This is a genomic window from Mesorhizobium sp. M0052, assembly GCF_040323255.1.
In the GTDB taxonomy this organism is placed as follows: Bacteria; Pseudomonadota; Alphaproteobacteria; order Rhizobiales; family Rhizobiaceae; genus Mesorhizobium.
Genome location: NZ_JAMYUS010000022.1, coordinates 89018 through 107592, shown reverse-complemented (window position 1 = coordinate 107592; position 18575 = coordinate 89018). Strand labels below are relative to the sequence as shown.

Below are 18575 nucleotides of genomic sequence, written 5' to 3'. Positions count from 1 at the left end.
CTTGGCGCTGCGGCGGACGCATAGGGGGAGAGAAGTGTCACCTATGTATCCGGTTCAAAGTGTTACCCATCTATCGGCTGGACAATGCAAGTTCTGTCAAGCCGCCACAGCCCGCCGTGCCAACCCACCCCGGATATACCGCGCGAACTCCTGCGCTGCCGGCGCCGTGCCGTACTTCGGCAAATGCAGATTGATGGAAAAATTCGGCAGCGGCGGCAGCCCGGCATCAAAAGCCAGGATGTCAAGATCGGCAGGCACGGTGGAGGCCAGCCAGGCGGTGACGGCAAGGTCGGAGCGCACTGTCGCGGTCGTCGCGTCGATGTTGCCGTTCTCGAACACGGTGCGCCATTCCAGCCCGTGCTCGTTCAGCGCCGACAGCACCACCGGTCGGAAGGCGCAGGTGTCGGCGACGATCGACACCGGCAGCGGCCGCTTGGCACGGGCGACTCCGCCCTTGGCCCCGACCCAGACCAGCCGGTCAATGGCCAGGCATTCGCCGGCCGACGGGCCAACCCGTTCCTCGATGACAGCAAGATCGATAGTGCCGGCCGCAAGGGCCGCGGCAAGATCCGGCGAGGCGGCGCAGAGTAGGGATATCTCGATCTGCGGATAGGTCTCGGCATAGGCTTTCAGCACCGGCGCCAGCAAGGTGCCGACAAGGTCATAGGGAACACCGAGCCGCACCTGGCCGGCGACCTCGGTGCCCGCCATCTCGGCCCAGATCTCGTCATTGAGGCCAAGCAACCGTTTGCCCTTGCCGAACAGCCGCTCGCCGGGCCGCGTCAGCCGCAAGCCACGCCGGTCGCGCTCGAACAGGCTGCAGCCCAGCGCCTCCTCCAGCCTTTTGATCTGCTGGCTGACGGCGCCTTGCGTCAGATGCAGCGCGTTCGCCGCCGCCGTCATGCTGGCCTTGTCGGCGACAGTGACGAAGGTGCGGATCAGCGCTGTGTCGAGGTTACGGATCATGGTTGGAATTATATCTGCTAATGCCAACCATCGCAAACATTGCATTTACTGAAGTATGCAGAAGTCTACCGTAGGGCCTTCGATGGAGGACGCCTCATGTTGCAGCCCATCTTTCCGCTCATCCTGTTTGCCTTCGTGGCCACCGTCACGCCGGGCATCGCCACCACCCTGTCGACTGCTTCAGGTGCGCAGTTCGGCTTTCGCCGTTCCGTTCCCCTATTGATCGGCAGCGCTGCCGGCCTCGCCACCGTGACCGCTGCTGCCGCCGCCGGGCTCGCCGGTCTGCTGCTGGCTATGCCTTCGCTGCAACTGGCGATGAAAATCATCGGCTCGCTCTATCTCATCTGGCTGGCAATCAAGATCGGCCGCGCCGGGCCGCCTAATCTCGATGTGGCGATGGCAAAACCCAACAGCTTCTTCGGCGGCGCCGGCATTCAATGGATGAACCCGAAGGGCTGGGCGATGGGACTGGGGGCGGCGGCCTCGTTCGCAGCCCTTGCCGACGGGCCGGGACAACTCGCGCTGCTGCTCGGCTCGACCTTCGGCCTCACTGCAGCCGTCTCGCTGTCGATCTGGTGCGTGGCGGGCATGGTGCTGGCACGGCTGCTCGAGACCGAATGGCAATGGCGCGCGCTCAACATCGTGCTGGCGCTGGTGCTGGCTGCATCGATCATACCGATGTGGCGGGGAGCGTAAACGCAGAGGTCGGCGCCAGTACCCCCACCCGGACCTGCGGTCCGACCTCCCACAAGGGGGAGGAAGGGGAGCGCGCACTTTACCCTCCCCCCTTGTGGGGAGGGTCGCGAATGTAGTGAGCGGGGTGGGGTCCTGGTTCGCGAAGCGAACCAGCTCTCTCCTCAGGCCGCGTAGCGGGCAGCCGGCTTGTCGGCGTGCAGGCTGCCGTAGAAGACTTGCCTTGCCCCGAGGAACGTGTCCAGCTTGGCTGTGTCGGCAAGTGCCGGCACGGTGACGGCTTCGCCCCTGGATAGGCCCACAAGCGCGGCATCGACCATATCGTCGGCGGACATGATGATCTCCTTCGGCAGATTGTCGATGTCGCCACCGGCGAGCTCCCAGAAATCGGTGCGGGTCGCGCCCGGCAGCACCGCCTGCACCTTCACATTGGTGCCGGCGACTTCGCGGTGCAGGGCCTCGGTGAAGTTGACGACATAGGCCTTGGTACCGCTGTAGATGCCGCCGAACGAGGTATCATAGGCGAGCACAGAGGCGATGTTGACGATGGCGCCGCGGTTGCGCGCAAGAAGCCCCGGCAGAACGGCGCGGGTCAGGCGGGTCAAGGCGACGACGTTGACCTTGATCATGCGCTCGGCCTCGTCGGCGTCGGCCGTTGCCACCACGGCCTGGCCGCCAATGCCGGCATTGTTGACCAGCAGCGTGACGCTGTCGTCGGCTGTGATCGCCTGCTCGACGCGGCGCACATCATTGTCGTCGGCGAGGTCGGCGGCAATCACGCTGACCTTGCGCTTGTAGGCATATCGCAGCTTTTCAGCCAGTTCCTCCAGCCGGTCGGCGCGCCGCGCTACCAGCACCAGATCGTAGCCTTGCCCGGCCAGCCGGTCGGCATAGACCGCGCCGATGCCGGCCGATGCGCCGGTGACGACCGCGGTACCCTTGTTGTCCTGTCCACTCATTGTCCTGTTCCTTTTTTCTGCCCGGCGAGACAGGTCGACGAACCCTCGTCCCGCCCTGATCTCCAATTAGTGGCATATACCACTTTCAGGGAAGTAGGCATATACCACTATCTTGTCAACGGAGGCGGCAGAAACTATTTCTGCGGCAGGCCGGCAGCGGTTTTGTCGGCAAGGAGTCGTGATGAGCAAGACCGCGCTGCCGGGATTTAGCCTTTGCAACAACGCCACGCTGCGGCGGGCCGCGCGCAAGCTCGGCCGCTTCTATGACGATGTAATCTCGCCTTCGGGTCTGAAGGGCACGCAGTACGGCCTGCTCTACCAGATCCATGTCAGCAACGAGCCGGCGATGGGCACGATAGCCGAAGCGATGGTCATGGATCTCTCGGCGCTCGGCCACACGCTGAAGCCGCTGATCCGCGACGGCTATGTCGACACCTTCGCCGACAAGGACGATCGCCGCGTCAAGCGGGTGCGGCTGACCGACCAAGGCCTGGCCAAGCTCGAGGAGACGACGAAATTGTGGACCATTGCCCAGCAGCGCTTCGAGGCGCTGGTCGGCCCGCAACGAGCCGCAGATCTGCGCGCTATGCTGGATGAAGTCGCGGCGCTGGACTACGACGTGCCCGCGGCCGCCCCTTCAAGCTGAAAGAGCGGCCGCCAGTGATTTGCAAAGGTCTATTCCGCCGGCATGGCGACCGGCCGGGCCGCCCAGCGGCCGGCCAGCACCACGCCAAGCCCGATCAGCGGGAAGATGGCGGCGACCAGGCCGAGATCGGCCGGCACGCCGTAGCGCAGCACGGCGCCGCCGACCACAGCACCCAGCGCCACGCCGAGATAGAGCGCCGAAGCGTTGAGCGACAGCACGATCGGGGCGGCGTCGGGCGCCAGCTTGATGATGCGGCTGGCCTGCGCCGGCGGAAATGCCCAGCCAACCATGCCCCACGGCACCATCATGGCCATCAATGCCGGCCCGGCGAGATGCTGCGGCAGGAAGGTCGGGATGGCCGAGAGCATCACCAGCATGACGGCGCTCAGCGCCAGCGACCAGCCGACGGTGCGCGTCGCACCAAAACGGTCGGCCGCCTGGCCGCCGGCTATGTTGCCGATGACGGCGCCGACACCGAAGGCGAGCAGCATGCCGGGCAGCGCAATCGGGCTGAGGCCGCCGCTCTGGATGGCCAGCGGTGCGATATAGGAAAACACCGAGAAGGCGCCGATCAGGGCAAGAGCGGTGGTCAGCAGGATCGGCATGACGCCGGGGCGCAGCGCCGCAGCCAGCCGCCGCCTGAGCGGCAGCTTGGTGCCGACAATTCCGCGCGGCAGCCGGTACCACAGGATGGCGCCGACCAGCGCGCCGAGCCCGGCAATGGCAAAGAAGGTCCCGCGCCAGCCGGCTATCGTGGCAACCAGCGCGCCGAGCGGTGCACCGAGCGCAACCGCCACCGTGGTTCCGCCGACGACGACTGCAATGGCCCGCGCCCGGTGGTGGTCATCGACCACCGCCACCGCCGTGCCTTGAGCGGTCGCTGCAAAAAGGCCTGACGACAGCGCCATGATGATGCGGGCAATGAGCAGCAGCTCGAAGGAGGAGCTCAGCGCCGCCACCACATTGCCGATGACGAAGAACGCCAGCGTCCACAAGATGACGCGGCGCCGGTCCCATTCGCCGGTCAGCGTTGCCAGGATCGGCGTGCCGATGGCGTAAGCCAGCGCGAAGGCGGTGATCAGCGTGCCGGCGAGCGGAATGGAAATGCGGGCGTCGGTGGCGATGTCAGGCAGCAGGCTGGAGATGACGAAGCCTTCGGTCGAGATCGTGAACGATCCGAGCGCAAGCCAAAAGAGGCGCTTGTCCATAGGGCGTGTCCTTAGTTCAAAAGTTATTGAACAATTGGACATAACAGGGCGTGATGTCAATGAAGCCAGACGAAAATAGCTGAACCCTGCTGACAGCCCTGTGTCAGGACAGCCATTGGGCCAATCGCGAAACGGACCGTGCATGCCCGCGAAAGATCGACGCGTTGAAATCGCCACCAACTGTGCTTAGTTTCGGGCCATGACTTTGCCGCACCCCAATACAGACCAGATCAGCCTGCCGGTTGTGCTCGGCGTGCTTGGCGACCCGACCCGGCTCGCCATCGTGCGCTATCTCGCCAGCAAGGAAGGCGTGCCGCTGAACTGCAGCCGGTTCCTCGACCTCGGCTCCAAGACCAATCTCAGCTATCACCTGGCCAAACTGCGCGAGGCCGGCGTCACCCGCGCCGAAGTGGCCGGCACCAACCGGATGATCACGCTGCGCCGCGCCGACCTCGACGCCCGCTTCCCCGGCCTGCTCGACAGCGTGATTGCGGCGGCCGGAGATGACCCGGCTCTACCCATCGTCGGCGGCCACGACATCGAAATTCCGGCGTAGCTGGTGCCGAAGTCAGGCCGCTCCTAGCGCTGCCAAAAACCGATATGCGGGGCGAGGAGCTCCTCGTCCATCTCGGGGAAGGGTCCGTGGACCTCGACCGGTTTCTGCCCGGAGCCGAGGACCGTGCGCGACGAGAGGTTCATCGTCGGATTCTCGGCGTGGTTGCCGGTCAGCGCGAGAAGCTTGGTCTCCTCGAAGCCGTAGACCAGCCGGCCGATATTGGCCCAGTACAGCGTTCCCGTGCACATCGCACAGGGCTCGCCGGTTGTGACCAGCGTGCAGGACCAGAGGAAATCCGTCGGATAGGCGTCCGAGGCACGCCGGGAGAGCTCGGTTTCGGCGTGGCGCACGGTGTTGATGTTTCCTTGCCGCATCAGGATGCGATCGTCGGGGCCGACGAGCACGCAGCCGAAAGGATGGTGCCCATGCGCGGCAGTCTCGCGCGCGACGTTATTGGCGGCGCGGAGGTGGGCAACCATCTGGTCGCGGGTCATCGCCTGTCCTCCCCCCTGATGAACTCTGGAACGTCATGGACGCTAGCAGATGGAGTGCTTCCGCGATAGCCAGCTCCCGGCTGTCTCGAACGGCCTCAAGGGCTTGATAATGAAGGCAGCGGCTTGATAGGAAGCCGGGCCGCAAGCCTCAACGGGCTGCACCAAGGAGCCCGCCGCATGCGCATTGCCGTTCTCGCCGACATCCATGGCAATGTGCTGGCGCTGGATGCCGTGCTCGCCGATCTAGCGCGGCGCGGCGGCGCCGATCTCACCGTCAACCTTGGCGACTGTGTCTCCGGCCCGCTCTGGCCGCGCGAGACGTTCGAGCGGCTCGAAGCGCTCGACCTGCCGACGGTGCGCGGCAACCATGACCGCCGCGTCGCCGTCGATCCGGCCGACGATACGATGTGGGCTTCGGACCGCTATGCACAGGAGCGGCTGACGGAGGCGCAGCGCGAAGCGCTGCTCGCCCTGCCCTTCACGCTGGAGATTGTTCCCGGCGTGGTCGCTTTCCATGCGCGGCCCGACCATGACGAGAAATACCTGCTCGACGCGATCGTCGATGGCCAACTGGTGCGCGCGCCGCTTGCCGCTATTCAGCGGCGGTTGAAGGCACTGGACCCGGCCTGCCGCGTCGTGGTTTGCGGCCACAGCCACCGCGCGGAGCTGCTCCGTATCCCCGGTGGCCCCATCCTCTTCAACCCCGGCAGCGTCGGCGCTCCCGCCTATGAAGACGAGACGCCCCCGGCGCATGTTTCGGAGCAAGGCAGCCCGCATGCGCGCTACGGCATCCTCACCTTGGATGGCGATGGTCCAGACCGTTTCGAGACCATCGCCGTCGACTACGACCACGAAGCGGCGGCGAGACAGGCCGCACAGGCGGGCCGACCGGAATGGGCGCATGCGCTGAGGACCGGCTTCATGCCCAAACCCTCTTGGCAAGGCTCCGCTTGACCGCATGGCTGCGCCCTGCTTCCGCCTCGCGGCACCAAACATCGGACGCATTTTCAGACTTACATGGCCGCGTATCGTCCCTTATAAAACCGCCTTGGCATACGGCAGGACTGCTGCCGCAAGGGTAATCGGCGCACGGCCAAATGATGAGGCGCACAATCCGAACCATTTTGCATCGACTGACTGGCGCTCCGCTCCTGCGGGCAGCCCGGTTGTTGGCGGGTCCGTTGGTGGTGGGCCCGCTGTTGGTGAGCTTGCCGGCCAATGCCGAGGACGCGCCTGCCGACATCGTTTCCATAGTGACCGAGCTCGGCCCAGGCGATCTCCTCAACATCCGCGCCACGCCGTCGCCGGTCGGCAGAACCCAGGCGCGTCTGCCGATCGGCTCGAGCGTCAGGAATTTCGGCTGCAACGAAGTGGACGGCCACCGCTGGTGCAAGGTCGAGGAGATCGACAATCCACTGGTCAAAGGCTGGGCGCCCGCGCGCTATCTTATCCCCGACAATCCGACCGTGGTCGAAGTTGACGCCGCGCCGCCCCAGGTGACCGCCAGCGCTGAAGCCGGCGGCCCGACGCTCGCGCCCGACATGTCGACGCAGCCGGCCGACGTGGCCGCAGCGCCCCGGACGACTGCACCTGCCGCCTCTGCCGCTCCGGCTGCACCCACTCAGGCTCCACCCACCCCGGCTGCACCCGCGCCGGCTCCACTCGACCTGACCGAGCGCCTTGGCGGCACGAATCCAGGCGCGCCGAAGTCCGCCGCCGAGATCGGCAGGACCGCCATGCAGGATGCTTACGGCCTTGCCTTCGCAGCGAATGAAAGTCCGCCGACGGATGAAATCCCTGCCACAGAGGCTCCGGCAACGGAGGCCACAGGGACGCCGGAACTCGCCGCCGCCGCGTCTGCGGGAGCAGCGCCGGATACAGCGTCCGCGCCGGGGGTACTATCCCCGACGCCACGGCCAGACCAGGCCAAAGCTGCGACCGCTACGCAAACCGTTGCACGGCTGGAACCCCCGCCCGCCCTCGGCGCCACCGCCGAGATCCCCTGCGCCCGCTATGTCGGACAACCGATGACCCGCTGCGCCGTCAACATCGTCCACAATGGCGCTGACAAGGCAGACATCACCGTGACCTGGCCCGATGGCGGCACGCGCGTCATCTCCTTCTCTGCCGGCATGCCGGCCAACTCGGATTTGGGCAAGGACTTCCGCTTCACAAGGGAAGGCAGCCTCAACATGATCCGCGTCGGGGTATCCGAGCGGTTTGAGATTACGGATCAGCTCGCGCTGGGGGATTAGGTGTCAGGCAGTAGGGAATGGGCAATAGGCGCCTTAACCTCGCTCCTGCCTAATCCCCACTGCCTGATCCCTACTGCCTGGTCCCTACTGCCTAGCCTCATTTTCGGGGTTACATCTCCCAAAACTCTTCCCTATAAGGCCCTCCTAGCCTGATACCAGAATCGCAAGCACAACCGGCCGGGTCTTCCCGTCCCGGTTTTTCGTGCAAGCCGCTCGCCGAACGGAACTCACAACGATGCCAAGACGCACCGACATCAAGTCGATCCTGATCATCGGGGCCGGCCCCATCGTCATCGGCCAGGCCTGTGAGTTCGATTATTCCGGCACACAGGCCTGCAAGGCGCTGAAGGAAGAGGGCTTTCGCGTCATCCTGGTCAATTCCAACCCGGCCACCATAATGACCGACCCGGAACTGGCCGACGCCACCTATATCGAGCCGATCACGCCTGAAGTCGTCGCCAAGATCATCGCCAAGGAGCGGCCCGACGCGCTGCTGCCGACCATGGGCGGCCAGACCGCGCTCAATACCGCTCTGTCGCTGCGCCGCATGGGCGTGCTCGAGCGCTACAATGTCGAGATGATCGGCGCCGACGCCACGGCAATCGACAAGGCTGAGGACCGGGCGCTGTTTCGCGAGGCGATGAAGAAGATCGGCCTGGAAACGCCGAAGTCGATGCTGGCCAATGCCACCGACGTCAAGAACGCCGACCGCAAGACCCATGAGGCCGAGCGCGCCGCCGTCAAGGCCGAGGCGCCTGCCGACCTCGATGCCGCGCTCGACGCGCTGGAAACCCGCTGGAACCTCGGCGAAGGCGACCGCAAGCAGCGCTACATCAGCCATGGCATGGCGATCGCCGCGCAGGCGCTCGACCATGTCGGCCTGCCCGCCATCATCCGCCCGTCCTTCACCATGGGCGGCACCGGCGGCGGCATCGCCTACAACCGCGCCGAATTCTACGACATCGTCCAGTCCGGCCTCGACGCCTCGCCGACCACCGAAGTGCTGATCGAGGAGAGCGTGCTCGGCTGGAAGGAGTATGAGATGGAGGTCGTCCGCGACAAGGCGGACAATTGCATCATCGTCTGCTCGATCGAGAACATCGACCCGATGGGCGTGCACACCGGCGATTCCATCACCGTCGCCCCTGCCCTGACGCTGACCGACAAGGAATACCAGATGATGCGCAACGCCTCGATCGCGGTGCTGCGCGAGATCGGCGTCGAGACCGGCGGCTCCAATGTGCAGTTCGCCGTCAATCCGGCCGATGGCCGCCTCGTCGTCATCGAGATGAACCCGCGCGTCTCGCGCAGTTCCGCCTTGGCTTCGAAGGCGACCGGCTTCCCCATCGCCAAGATCGCGGCCAAGCTTGCCGTCGGCTACACGCTGGACGAGCTGGAGAACGACATCACCGGCGGCGCCACGCCTGCTTCGTTCGAGCCGTCGATCGATTACGTCGTCACCAAAATCCCGCGCTTTGCCTTCGAGAAATTCCCCGGCGCCGAGCCGGTGCTGACCACCGCCATGAAGTCGGTCGGCGAAGTCATGGCCATCGGCCGCACCTTCCAGGAATCGCTGCAGAAGGCTTTGCGTGGACTGGAAACCGGCCTGACTGGTCTCGACGAAATCGAAATCCCAGGCCTCGGCCACGGTGCCGTAGCTGCCAACCACGCCGACGACCGCAACGCCATCCGCGCCGCGCTCGGCACGCCGACGCCCGACCGGCTGCGCATGGTGGCGCAGGCGATCCGCATGGGCACCTCGCTGGAAGACGTGCACGCCATGTGCAAGATCGACCCGTGGTTCCTCGAACAGATCGCCGGCATCGTTTCCATGGAAGCCCGCATCCGCGAGCACGGCATCCCACAGGACGCTGTCAATCTGCGCATGCTGAAAGCGATGGGCTTCTCCGATGCCCGCCTCGCCTCGCTGACGAAGACCGACGCCGAAGTGATTCAAAGGATTCGCGAAAAGCTCGACGTTCATCCGGTTTATAAGCGCATCGACACTTGCGCCGCCGAGTTCGCCTCGCCCACCGCCTACATGTACTCGACCTATGAAGTGCCCTTCGCCGGCGCGCTGGCCAATGAAGCGCAAGTGTCATCGCGGAAAAAAGTCGTCATCCTCGGCGGCGGTCCGAACCGCATCGGCCAGGGCATCGAGTTCGACTATTGCTGCTGCCATGCCGCCTTCGCGCTGCGCGACGCCGGCTATGAAGCGATCATGATCAACTGCAACCCCGAGACGGTGTCGACCGACTACGACACTTCCGATAGGCTCTACTTCGAACCGCTGACGGCGGAAGACGTGCTGGAGATCCTGCGCGCCGAACAGGCGTCGGGCGAACTGGTCGGCGTCATCGTCCAGTTCGGCGGCCAGACGCCGCTGAAGCTTGCCGACGCGCTGGAGAAGGCCGGCATCCCGATCCTGGGCACGTCACCCGACATGATCGATTTGGCCGAAGACCGCGACCGTTTCCAGAAGCTGTTGCACAAGCTCAACCTCAGCCAGCCGAAGAACGGCATCGCCTATTCTGTCGAGCAGGCCCGCCTTGTCGCCGGCGAACTCGGCTTCCCGCTGGTGGTGCGCCCCTCCTATGTGCTCGGCGGCCGCGCCATGCAGATCATCCATGACGAGGGCATGCTGCAGAGCTACCTGCTCGACACCGTGCCCGGCCTGGTGCCGGAGGACATCAAGCAGAAATACCCCAACGACAAGACCGGCCAGATCAACACGCTGCTGGGCAAGAACCCGCTTCTGTTCGACACCTATCTCTCGGGCGCCATCGAAGTCGATGTCGACTGCCTCTGCGACGGCACGTCGACCTTCGTCTCAGGCATTCTGGAGCACATCGAGGAGGCCGGCATCCACTCCGGCGACAGCGCTTGTTCGCTGCCGGTGCATTCGCTGCCTTCCGATCTGGTCGACGAGCTGGAGCGCCAGACGGCGGCGCTTGCCCGCGCGCTCAACGTCGGCGGCCTGATGAACGTGCAGTATGCGATCAAGGACGGCACGGTCTATGTGCTGGAGGTCAACCCGCGCGCATCGCGCACCGTGCCCTTCGTCGCCAAGACCATCGGGCGTCCAATTGCGAAAATTGCCGCCCGCATCATGGCCGGCGAAAAGCTGGAAGGCGCCTTCGCCCATTACGGCGCCATGCCCGACCCCAGGAACCCCGGCCACATCGCCGTCAAGGAAGCCGTCTTCCCCTTCGCCCGCTTCCCCGGCGTCGACATATTGCTCGGCCCGGAAATGCGCTCGACCGGCGAGGTCATGGGCCTCGACCGCGATTTTGCGCTGGCCTTCGCCAAGAGCCAGCTCGGCGCCGGCGTCGACCTGCCGCGCTCCGGCACGCTGTTCGTATCGGTGCGCGACGAAGACAAGGCCGGCATCCTGCCGGCGGTCAAGCGCCTGGCCGGCCAGGGCTTCAAGGTGCTCGCGACATCCGGCACCGCCCGCTTCCTCGCCGAAAACGGCGTCGACGCCCAGAAGATCAACAAGGTGCTGGAGGGCCGGCCCCACATCGAAGACGCCATCCGCAACCGCCAGGTCCAGATCGTCTTCAACACGACGGACGGGCAGAAGGCGGTGTCGGATTCGAAATCGCTGCGCAGGGCAACGCTGATGCAGAAGGTGCCGTATTACACGACGCTGTCGGGGGCGGCGGCGGTGGCCGAGGCGATTGCGGCGCTGAAGGCAGGGAGCCTGGAGGTCAGGCCGCTGCAGGAGTATTTTGCCTAGTGAATTTTGTTCGCAGATTGCAGCCGTCAAAATGATAAGCTATCCTATCCTAGCCAGTACTTGTACGGGCAAGGAGGGCCGCTGGACATCGGTTTTGGACACCGAGCCAGCGGCTCCCGTGGTCTCAGCTGGGCTGAGCTAGTCTCCCATTTGGACTGGGAAACTATTCGGTCGACGCCATCGCGCGAATCACATTCGCAATCTTACTGGCTTCCGCTGCTGTCAAATCATAAGGCAATCCCTGTATCTGAACGACGAGATCGGGCCTTATTGGTATAGGCAAGACGGATACAGATGCTGGGGGAGGGCCCGAAACACTCGCCACCGGTCGGAACACAGGCGGGTCGGGCGGACCTACCTCGCCCTGACCGATGGTTTTCGGTCTCTCCGCTGCCTTGCGCCCGTTAAATTGGACCGAAGGTCGGAACGTCATTGGATTGTTCTGATAGCTCTTAAAGTCTACGATCGCCGCCTTCAAACGACCTTTGTAAACATTCAAACTCTCAGGCTTATATTTAGAGCCTTGGAGATTAGCGAATCGGACAAAAAGCTGATCGATATCAACCACAGTGACGTCGTCAGCCTCATTTTCATCCAAAATACTTAGAACATTATTAGCTGCAGCCTTGCGGGCATTAGCTGTTGCCTTGTTCATCAACCCCTTTTTTGCAAGGTAGTCGAGGAAATCAAGTAGTGATTTGCGAGACTTTTTTCCGTCCATCGGGCCATCCTCTGGATAAGCAATAACACGATTCGGACGAGATGCAACACAATTCTTGTCTGGTTAGACATTGTCTTTGTCTTAGACAAGAAAGCCACTGACGACGCTGTGGGAGCCCATGTTGGCGCGTGGATGCGCACCACCGAGGTGCGGCGTGCCGGAGACGAACACAAGCGCGTCCCTTGGTCACCAGCGAAAGGGCACGCCCAGCGCGCACGGCGGCCGACAGCGCTGGTATATCGACGATTATTTGGTGATTATGATTTCCCTTGGTTTGAGGTTGGCGCAGCCCCCCTCACCCAGCCTCCGCTTCGCTCGGCTGACCTCTCCCCGAGGAGAGAGGAGGCTTGAAGCGCCGCACCAACCTCTTCGCCCCAACGGGGAGAAGGTGGACGCGTAGCGGCCGGATGAGGGGGCCAGCACCGACTCCGCGATTCTTAATACCCTGTCACCTAGCGGATGCTCGCGGATGCATCGTTCATCCCCTCCGGCTACGGCGTCCCCCCTGTGCAGTAAGCGCCATCCGAACCGGGCCCATCATGTCGATGTCAGAGCAGGTGATGACATCGTCAGGATTGCGCGAGCCACGGTAACACCCTGTCTTCGACGAGCGGTTGATCAAGTGGTGGCCGTTGCTGCGGGCAAGGCGGCGCAGTCGCCTAGCTTGGGCAGCGTCTCGCCGCCGCCTTCGACCAACTCTACAGGGAAGCTTACGCCACCGCCACACACTCGATCTCGATATCGAACTCCATTGGCCATGACGCCACCGGCACAAAACTGCGCGCCGGCGGGTTGACGCTGAAGTACCGGGCATAGACCCGGTTGATGGCGTTGTAGAAGCCGGAATTGACGGCGTAGATGCGCACCATCACCACATTGTCCAGCGAGGTGCCGGCGGCTTCCAGGCAGTGTTTCAGCGCCTTCAGCGACGCCTCGGTCTGCGTTTCGATATCGCCACGCACCATCTCGCCGCTCACCATGTCCACCGGCGGCGTCGCCGAGATGAACACGAAGCCATTGGCCCTTACTGCCGTCGAGCAAGGCAGCCCGAGCGCCCGCACCTTGGCCGACATGACGGGCACTTCGATGACTTCTTTTTTCATGGTGATCTTCCCCTTGTTTGCCAAGCTGGCGCCAAGGCCCCCTCACCCAGCCTCCGCTTCGCTCGGCTGACCTCTCCCCGAGGGGAGAGGAGCCGGTCAGCGCCAGCGCTTCCCTCTTCTCCCCAGTGGGGAGAAGGTGGCCGCGAAGCGGTCGGATGAGGGGGCCTGCGCCACCTTTGATTGTGAGGAGCTTATCCCCCCGCCCAGCGAACGCCAGCGCCGGACCATAGTCCAGCCGTCACCCCTGCCCCGGATAGGGCATGCCGTCCTTGTGCAGGAACCTGCCATCCGAACTCGGGCTCATCATGTCGATGTCGGAGCAGGTGATGAGATCATCCGGATTGCGCGATCCGACCTCGAGATAGCGCGCCGTTGTGGACGAGCGGTTGATCATGTGGTGGCCGTTGCCGCTGTTCTTGGCAAAGGTCGCGCAGTCGCCGGCCTTGAGCAGCGTCTCGCCGCCATCCTCGACCAGCACCAGTTCGCCTTCCAGCACATAGACGAGCTCGTCCTCATGGCTGTGCCAGTGGCGCTGGCTGGACCAGCCGCCTGATGGCAATGTCATCAGGTTGACGCCGAAATCGGTGAGGCCGCCGGCATCGCCGAGGCGCTGGCGTGTGCGCTCGGCGCAAGGGGCGTCGAAGGGTGCGGGGTAGCCGGAGCCCTTGCGGACAGGCACGGTGGACAGGTCGATCTTGGGCATGGGAGCTCCATTGAATTGGTGGCGGCAGTGTATGTCACTGCCGCCGCAGCCACAGAGCCACTTTGCCGCAATGCCTTGCCAACGGCAGGCATCGGCCGTCGCACTCTACGGCGCCCCCCTCTGTCCTGCCGGACATTTCCCCCACAAGCAGGGAGATTGGCTGTCGCCTCAGCCTTCGCCAATTTTCACCGTCGGTAGAAAAGCACGGCGCCGACGCTGCTGATCTCCCCACTCGTGGGGGAGATGTCCGGCAGGACAGAGGGGGCGCCGTAGAATGCTATTGCTGGCCAGTCACCAACCCTCAACCCTGATGCGCGGCCGCGAGTTCCTTCACGTGCTTCTCGTGCATCTGCAGCGTCGGCAGCGTCTTCTTGGCGAATTCCTTCATCGCCGGGTCGTCGCCCGAGTTGGCATAGGTGCTGAACAGGGCAACGGCCTCCTTGTGCGCGTCCGTCTGCATCTGGATGTACTTGGCGTCAAAATCCTTGCCGCTTGTGCTCTTCAACTCGTCGAGCATTGCCTGCTCCTTCGGCTGCAGGGCCGGTCCCGCGGCTTTGGTCGAACCGGTGGTCTGGCCCTGGCTCAGCGCCGCCTTGAACTCCTTGCCGGCTTTGGTGTGGTCCTTGACCATCTGCTTGGCGAATTTCCTGACGTCAGCCGCCTTGGATTTCTCCTCGGCGAGCTTGCTCGACTGGATTTCGAATTCGTTGGAGCTAGGCACGGTCTTGACGAAGGTTGGGGTATCGACCTTGCTGGCGGCCATGGCAGGCGCGACCGCAGTCGAGTTGGCCGCAAAGGCGGCAGGGGCACCGGCGAACAAGGCGACGGCGGCAATGGTGAGAAGCGTTTTCATCTGAGGTCTCCGATTTGAAAATTTCCCTCGGCTAATCAAACGCGGCATTGGCGGCAGGGTTGCGTCCGGAGAACTATTCGTCAGCGATCATCTGCCGAAGGGCCGTCCGGCGCCCCTGGCGGACAGCACGCCTCGCCATATGCAGCTGTTCGTTCCAGTTCGGCCGACCCTCAGGCGTGAAATCCATAAGGTTCCACAGGATCTCGCAGATGCCGATGGCGCGCGGATCCTGGTCCCGATGGACGGCGCGGCATGTGGAGCCGGTTGCACTTCCCTGTATTGCGTCTGCAGGTTAGGTTTCCGGAGCTGGGGAGACACATGCAAGAGGATGAAGAGATCGATCTGCGCTGCCCGCAAGTGGTGGCCGACAACGCCGCCAGGGGGTTGAGGCTGCGCAAGCAGTTCGGCCGGGGCGGCACCGAGATCGGCGTGGCGCGGGCGACGGAACTCAAGAACCGCGAAAAGCTGGCGCCATCCACTATCCGCCGCATGGTCAGCTACTTCGCCCGCCACGAGGTCGACAAGCGCGGTAAGAATTACGGCAATGAAGACAATCCATCGGCCGGCCATATCGCCTGGCTGCTGTGGGGCGGCGACGAAGGCCGCGCCTGGGCGCTTGAGCTCAAAAAGAAGATCGGCAATGCGCCCGATATCTGAGGGCTGCCGTAAAATGACTGGCGGGCCCCAAACCCCCGCCTGGGACCCGCCAAGGAGTGGCTGAACACATGCCGGTGCAGCCGCCCCACATCTGCCAGTCGTCGATCCGCCATCGGTCGAAAGGCATGGATGGTGAGGTAGCATCCGGTTGCGGCGGCCAATGTGAAGCAGTTCACAATCCGGAGGTTTTCAACAGCGCTCGAGCAATTCCAGGAAAGGTGGGAACCGGTTTTCCCGGGAAAAGCGCGTAGCGTTTTCCCCAGGGAATTGCGGCAAGAAAAAAGCCCTTACCCTTCCCATGCGACAGGCATCATTCCCAGCCGCTCGTAGAGCCGGAGCGCGGCGGCGTTCTCGACCGTGTTGGTCTTGAGGTCGACATGGGCCGCGCCTCGATCGCGAAAGGCGTTGAAAGCCTGCCACATTAGCGCTTCGCCAATTCCTTTGCCGCGCGCTTCGGGATGGACCGCGAGGTCCTTGACGAAGGCCCTCGTCCAGCACAGCGCTGCCGCCGCCAGCCGTCCCTTGGCGTCGATGACCAGGAAACACAGCGCCGGGTCGAATTCGGCATCGCTGGATATGCGCGGCCACCATTCGTCGAACGGGCCGTCGGTGCCGTCGTCGAACACCTCGGTCAAAAGCGCATGCAAGGGCTGCGCGTCACCATGTTCGAAGCAGCGCATGGTAAAGCCGGCCGGCCAGTGCGGTGCAACGAGCGTCTCGTCGAGGATCTTGCGCAGCCGGATGTCGTTTGGAGCCGGCGGGCGCGGTTCAGGCATCGCGCTCAGGCGTCGGGCTGCAGCCGGCGGCGCTTGCGGTCGACACCGAGGCCGGTGGCCTCGAGCAGGCCTTTGCGCTTGGCGTCGAAATAATAGCCGGTCTGGTAGAGCCAATCGGCCTTCTTGGCGTTGCCACCCGCCACCAGCCAGGCGCCACGCAGATATTTGACCGCGTATTTCAGATTGGTCTCGGCGTCGAACAGGCCCTTGGCCGGCCCGTCATAGCCCATGCCGCGCGCCGTCGCGTGCTTGATCTGCATCAGCCCCCAATGGCCGTTATTGTAAGCCTTGGGATTGTAGGTGCTTTCGCGGTTGACGACGTGGCGCACCAGATCGACCGGCACCTCGTAGAGAGCAGCGTATTTCTGGATCAGCCGGTCGACGTCGCCGCGCATGCCGGTCGCATGCTCTTCTTCCGGGAGACCGAGGGGCGCGGCGGGGAACTGGCCCAGGGAAGCAGGGTTCTGCGGCACGACATAGGCTACCTGCTGCACGCCGGGCATGGCGTTCTGGCCGCCCTTGGCGGTCGCCGGCATGACAAGGCTGGCGGTCGTATATTGCGCCGCGACCGGCTGTCCGGCCTTGGCAGGCGCAGGCGCCTGCCAAGCGTTGGCGGCCATCACCGCAGGCAGGGCCGGGGCCGTGGGCGTCGCGCCGGCAAAGGCCGCGGTCGCGGCAGCCGGCTGCGGGGCGGCGGCAAGTGCTGGTGTGGCGGGAGTTGCTTCGGCCGCCTGGACGGGTGTTATGCCCGAGGATTGCGGCAGCACCGAAACCGTATCGGGCAGCGGCACGGTGAAGCCGGCATCGCTGCCGGCAGCGGTCGCGGTTTCGGTCAGCGCAGGCGTAGCCTTCATCTGCGAGGTCGATTGGCAGCCGCTGAGGGCAGCTGCGCCGACGATCACAGAGATCGCGATAAGGTTGAATTTTGCTGGCAAGCCGCGCGGGTCCGATTTGTCGGTTGTTAAGAAGTCCTTACACCAGCGATTCCTGGTGGGCAATCGGGACCATCTGGTGGTTTTCGGGTGGCGAGAGCCAGGCTCAGATGCCATATTGTTCTGCATATGTACCGGTCGGTATCCCGGTTTTCGCCAGTTTGCGGAAAGGAGCGCATCATGGAAACGGCATCTTCGATCACAGCCGGCCACGCAGTGTTAGAAACAGTGATCGGCTTCATGGGCATCGCCTGGAGCGAAAAGGGCCTGATCCGGCTCTGCCTGCCCGAAAGGAGCCGCGAAGCGGTGGAACGCCGGCTGATGCGGCATGCCGGTGCTGCCGCCAATACGACTGCGAACACTGGGCAGCCGCAATGGGTGGTCGAGCTGATCGCCTCGATCAAGGCGTATGCCACAGGCGAGGACGTCGATTTCTCCGGCGTGCCGGTCGATCTCGACGGCGTCGACGACTTCCGTCTCGCCATCTACGACGCGGCACGGAAACTGCATTATGGCGAAACCACCACCTATGGCGAACTGGCCAAGCGCGCCGGCCAAGCCGGCCTGCCGCGCGAAACCGGGGCAGCGCTGGGCGCCAACCCGGTGCCGCTGGTCATCCCCTGCCATCGGATTCTAGCCGCGGGCGGCAAGATCGGCGGCTTCTCGGCGCCCGGCGGCTCGGCCACCAAGGAAAAGATGCTGGCCATGGAAGGCGTGCGCGTCGGCCCGCCGCCGGCGGCGCAGGTCTCGTTCGGGTTCTAAGAGCTTGAATGGTATGCCGGCTGGGTATGTTGAGATTCAGGTCAGGCCGCACCGAGAACTATGGTCTTCGAGAACCGGAGCGGAGCGTACTTAATGTACGTGGGCACCGGACGCGCAGAAGACCATCGTTCGCAGGCCGGCCTCACCTGAATATCAATATGCCTAATGACGGCGCAGGAAGCGGCGGTGAAAATGGTCGTTCTCGATCCGCTTGCAGAGATAGACCGGGCAGGATTCGGTGTCGGCGCTCGGCACATAGGCGCGCTTCCTGACCTCGCCGACATTGCAGAATTGCTGGCTCTGCACATAGCGGTCGAAGAGCGGCAGCCCCGGCACACGCCTGGACTGATAGCGCAGGATGACCGCGCCCTGGCGGGCGATCGTGCCTTGCACCCTGTCGCAGCTCATACGAGTGGGGTCGTAGCGCGAGATCGCCTGCGCCTCGGCGACCGACAACGTCAGGCAGGCGGCAAGCAGAATGATTTTCACAACCGTTTTCATGACAGTCTCCCAAAACCGGACTAACGCCGTCGGGCGTCCCGGTCTTCCCGA

General features: G+C 64.1%; 19 protein-coding genes and 1 pseudogene. 8 read left to right on the top strand and 12 right to left on the bottom strand.

The genetic code is table 11. From position 1 onward, the window contains the following. Positions 1-96: 96 nt before the first annotated feature. The gene (locus tag NKJ77_RS25890; protein WP_352535931.1) at positions 97-966 is read right to left on the bottom strand and encodes a LysR family transcriptional regulator; all 870 of its coding nucleotides are present in this window, start codon (positions 964-966) and stop codon (positions 97-99) included. 96 nt (positions 967-1062) lie between these two features. Here NKJ77_RS25890 and NKJ77_RS25885 point away from each other — a divergent pair, with 96 nt between their 5' ends. After that, positions 1063-1662 carry a LysE family translocator gene (locus NKJ77_RS25885; protein WP_023672428.1) on the top strand — a complete coding sequence of 200 codons (600 nt, stop codon included), beginning with the start codon at positions 1063-1065 and terminating at the stop codon, positions 1660-1662. Between the two features lie 161 nt (positions 1663-1823). On the opposite strand, the gene NKJ77_RS25880 is transcribed toward NKJ77_RS25885, so the two are convergent. After that, the gene (locus tag NKJ77_RS25880; RefSeq protein ID WP_352535930.1) at positions 1824-2618 is read right to left on the bottom strand and encodes an SDR family NAD(P)-dependent oxidoreductase; all 795 of its coding nucleotides are present in this window, start codon (positions 2616-2618) and stop codon (positions 1824-1826) included. A 181-nt stretch (positions 2619-2799) separates the two neighbouring features. Between NKJ77_RS25880 and NKJ77_RS25875 the strand changes: the two genes are divergently transcribed. Then, a complete protein-coding gene (locus NKJ77_RS25875) occupies positions 2800-3264 on the top strand; it encodes a MarR family winged helix-turn-helix transcriptional regulator (RefSeq protein ID WP_023672426.1) in 465 nt (154 codons plus the stop codon). Between the two features lie 29 nt (positions 3265-3293). Here the strand turns inward: NKJ77_RS25875 and NKJ77_RS25870 are convergent, their stop codons facing one another. Beyond that, positions 3294-4472 (bottom strand): MFS transporter, encoded by a 1179-nt coding sequence (locus NKJ77_RS25870; protein WP_352535929.1) that lies wholly within the window; start codon positions 4470-4472, stop codon positions 3294-3296. Between the two features lie 199 nt (positions 4473-4671). Between NKJ77_RS25870 and NKJ77_RS25865 the strand changes: the two genes are divergently transcribed. Next, positions 4672-5028 (top strand): ArsR/SmtB family transcription factor, encoded by a 357-nt coding sequence (locus NKJ77_RS25865; RefSeq protein WP_023672424.1) that lies wholly within the window; start codon positions 4672-4674, stop codon positions 5026-5028. A gap of 23 nt (positions 5029-5051) precedes the next feature. On the opposite strand, the gene NKJ77_RS25860 is transcribed toward NKJ77_RS25865, so the two are convergent. Then, positions 5052-5522: a nucleoside deaminase gene (locus NKJ77_RS25860; RefSeq protein WP_352535928.1), complete on the bottom strand. Its 471-nt coding sequence runs from the start codon at positions 5520-5522 to the stop codon at positions 5052-5054. 177 nt (positions 5523-5699) lie between these two features. Between NKJ77_RS25860 and NKJ77_RS25855 the strand changes: the two genes are divergently transcribed. The 3 genes from NKJ77_RS25855 to carB all read left to right on the top strand — a co-directional run bounded on the left by NKJ77_RS25855 (position 5700) and on the right by carB (position 11516). Further along, complete coding sequence (locus NKJ77_RS25855; protein WP_352535927.1) at positions 5700-6476, top strand: metallophosphoesterase family protein; 777 nt, start codon at positions 5700-5702, stop codon at positions 6474-6476. A gap of 248 nt (positions 6477-6724) precedes the next feature. Then, a complete protein-coding gene (locus NKJ77_RS25850; RefSeq protein WP_352535926.1) occupies positions 6725-7777 on the top strand; it encodes an SH3 domain-containing protein in 1053 nt (350 codons plus the stop codon). A gap of 235 nt (positions 7778-8012) precedes the next feature. Beyond that, positions 8013-11516, top strand: coding sequence for a carbamoyl-phosphate synthase large subunit (gene carB / locus NKJ77_RS25845; protein WP_352535925.1), 3504 nt, complete (start codon positions 8013-8015; stop codon positions 11514-11516). 163 nt (positions 11517-11679) lie between these two features. Here carB and NKJ77_RS25840 read toward each other — a convergent pair whose 3' ends face one another. The 5 genes and pseudogenes from NKJ77_RS25840 to NKJ77_RS25825 all read right to left on the bottom strand — a co-directional run bounded on the left by NKJ77_RS25840 (position 11680) and on the right by NKJ77_RS25825 (position 14896). Further along, on the bottom strand, positions 11680-12237 hold the full coding sequence (locus NKJ77_RS25840) for a hypothetical protein (protein WP_023744334.1): 558 nt from the start codon (positions 12235-12237) through the stop codon (positions 11680-11682). A gap of 478 nt (positions 12238-12715) precedes the next feature. Beyond that, a pseudogene (locus tag NKJ77_RS32420) lies at positions 12716-12933 on the bottom strand (cupin domain-containing protein); the annotation flags it as partial. Between the two features lie 14 nt (positions 12934-12947). Next, positions 12948-13340 carry a RidA family protein gene (locus tag NKJ77_RS25835; RefSeq protein WP_023740205.1) on the bottom strand — a complete coding sequence of 131 codons (393 nt, stop codon included), beginning with the start codon at positions 13338-13340 and terminating at the stop codon, positions 12948-12950. Between the two features lie 238 nt (positions 13341-13578). Beyond that, a complete protein-coding gene (locus NKJ77_RS25830) occupies positions 13579-14043 on the bottom strand; it encodes a cupin domain-containing protein (protein ID WP_023740206.1) in 465 nt (154 codons plus the stop codon). A gap of 301 nt (positions 14044-14344) precedes the next feature. After that, positions 14345-14896, bottom strand: a complete 552-nt coding sequence (locus NKJ77_RS25825; RefSeq protein WP_023733307.1) for a DUF4142 domain-containing protein — start codon at positions 14894-14896, stop codon at positions 14345-14347. Between the two features lie 318 nt (positions 14897-15214). Between NKJ77_RS25825 and NKJ77_RS25820 the strand changes: the two genes are divergently transcribed. After that, on the top strand, positions 15215-15553 hold the full coding sequence (locus NKJ77_RS25820; protein WP_023831390.1) for a hypothetical protein: 339 nt from the start codon (positions 15215-15217) through the stop codon (positions 15551-15553). A 287-nt stretch (positions 15554-15840) separates the two neighbouring features. Here NKJ77_RS25820 and NKJ77_RS25815 read toward each other — a convergent pair whose 3' ends face one another. Beyond that, positions 15841-16329, bottom strand: a complete 489-nt coding sequence (locus tag NKJ77_RS25815) for a GNAT family N-acetyltransferase (RefSeq protein ID WP_023831391.1) — start codon at positions 16327-16329, stop codon at positions 15841-15843. Between the two features lie 5 nt (positions 16330-16334). Next, on the bottom strand, positions 16335-17264 hold the full coding sequence (locus NKJ77_RS25810) for a lytic transglycosylase domain-containing protein (protein WP_023831392.1): 930 nt from the start codon (positions 17262-17264) through the stop codon (positions 16335-16337). Between the two features lie 177 nt (positions 17265-17441). Here NKJ77_RS25810 and NKJ77_RS25805 point away from each other — a divergent pair, with 177 nt between their 5' ends. Continuing rightward, positions 17442-18023 (top strand): methylated-DNA--[protein]-cysteine S-methyltransferase, encoded by a 582-nt coding sequence (locus NKJ77_RS25805; protein WP_023695753.1) that lies wholly within the window; start codon positions 17442-17444, stop codon positions 18021-18023. Positions 18024-18185: 162 nt separating this feature from the next. On the opposite strand, the gene NKJ77_RS25800 is transcribed toward NKJ77_RS25805, so the two are convergent. Further along, entirely contained in the window at positions 18186-18512 is a 327-nt protein-coding gene (locus NKJ77_RS25800; RefSeq protein WP_023831393.1) for a hypothetical protein, read from the bottom strand. Positions 18513-18575: the final 63 nt, after the last annotated feature.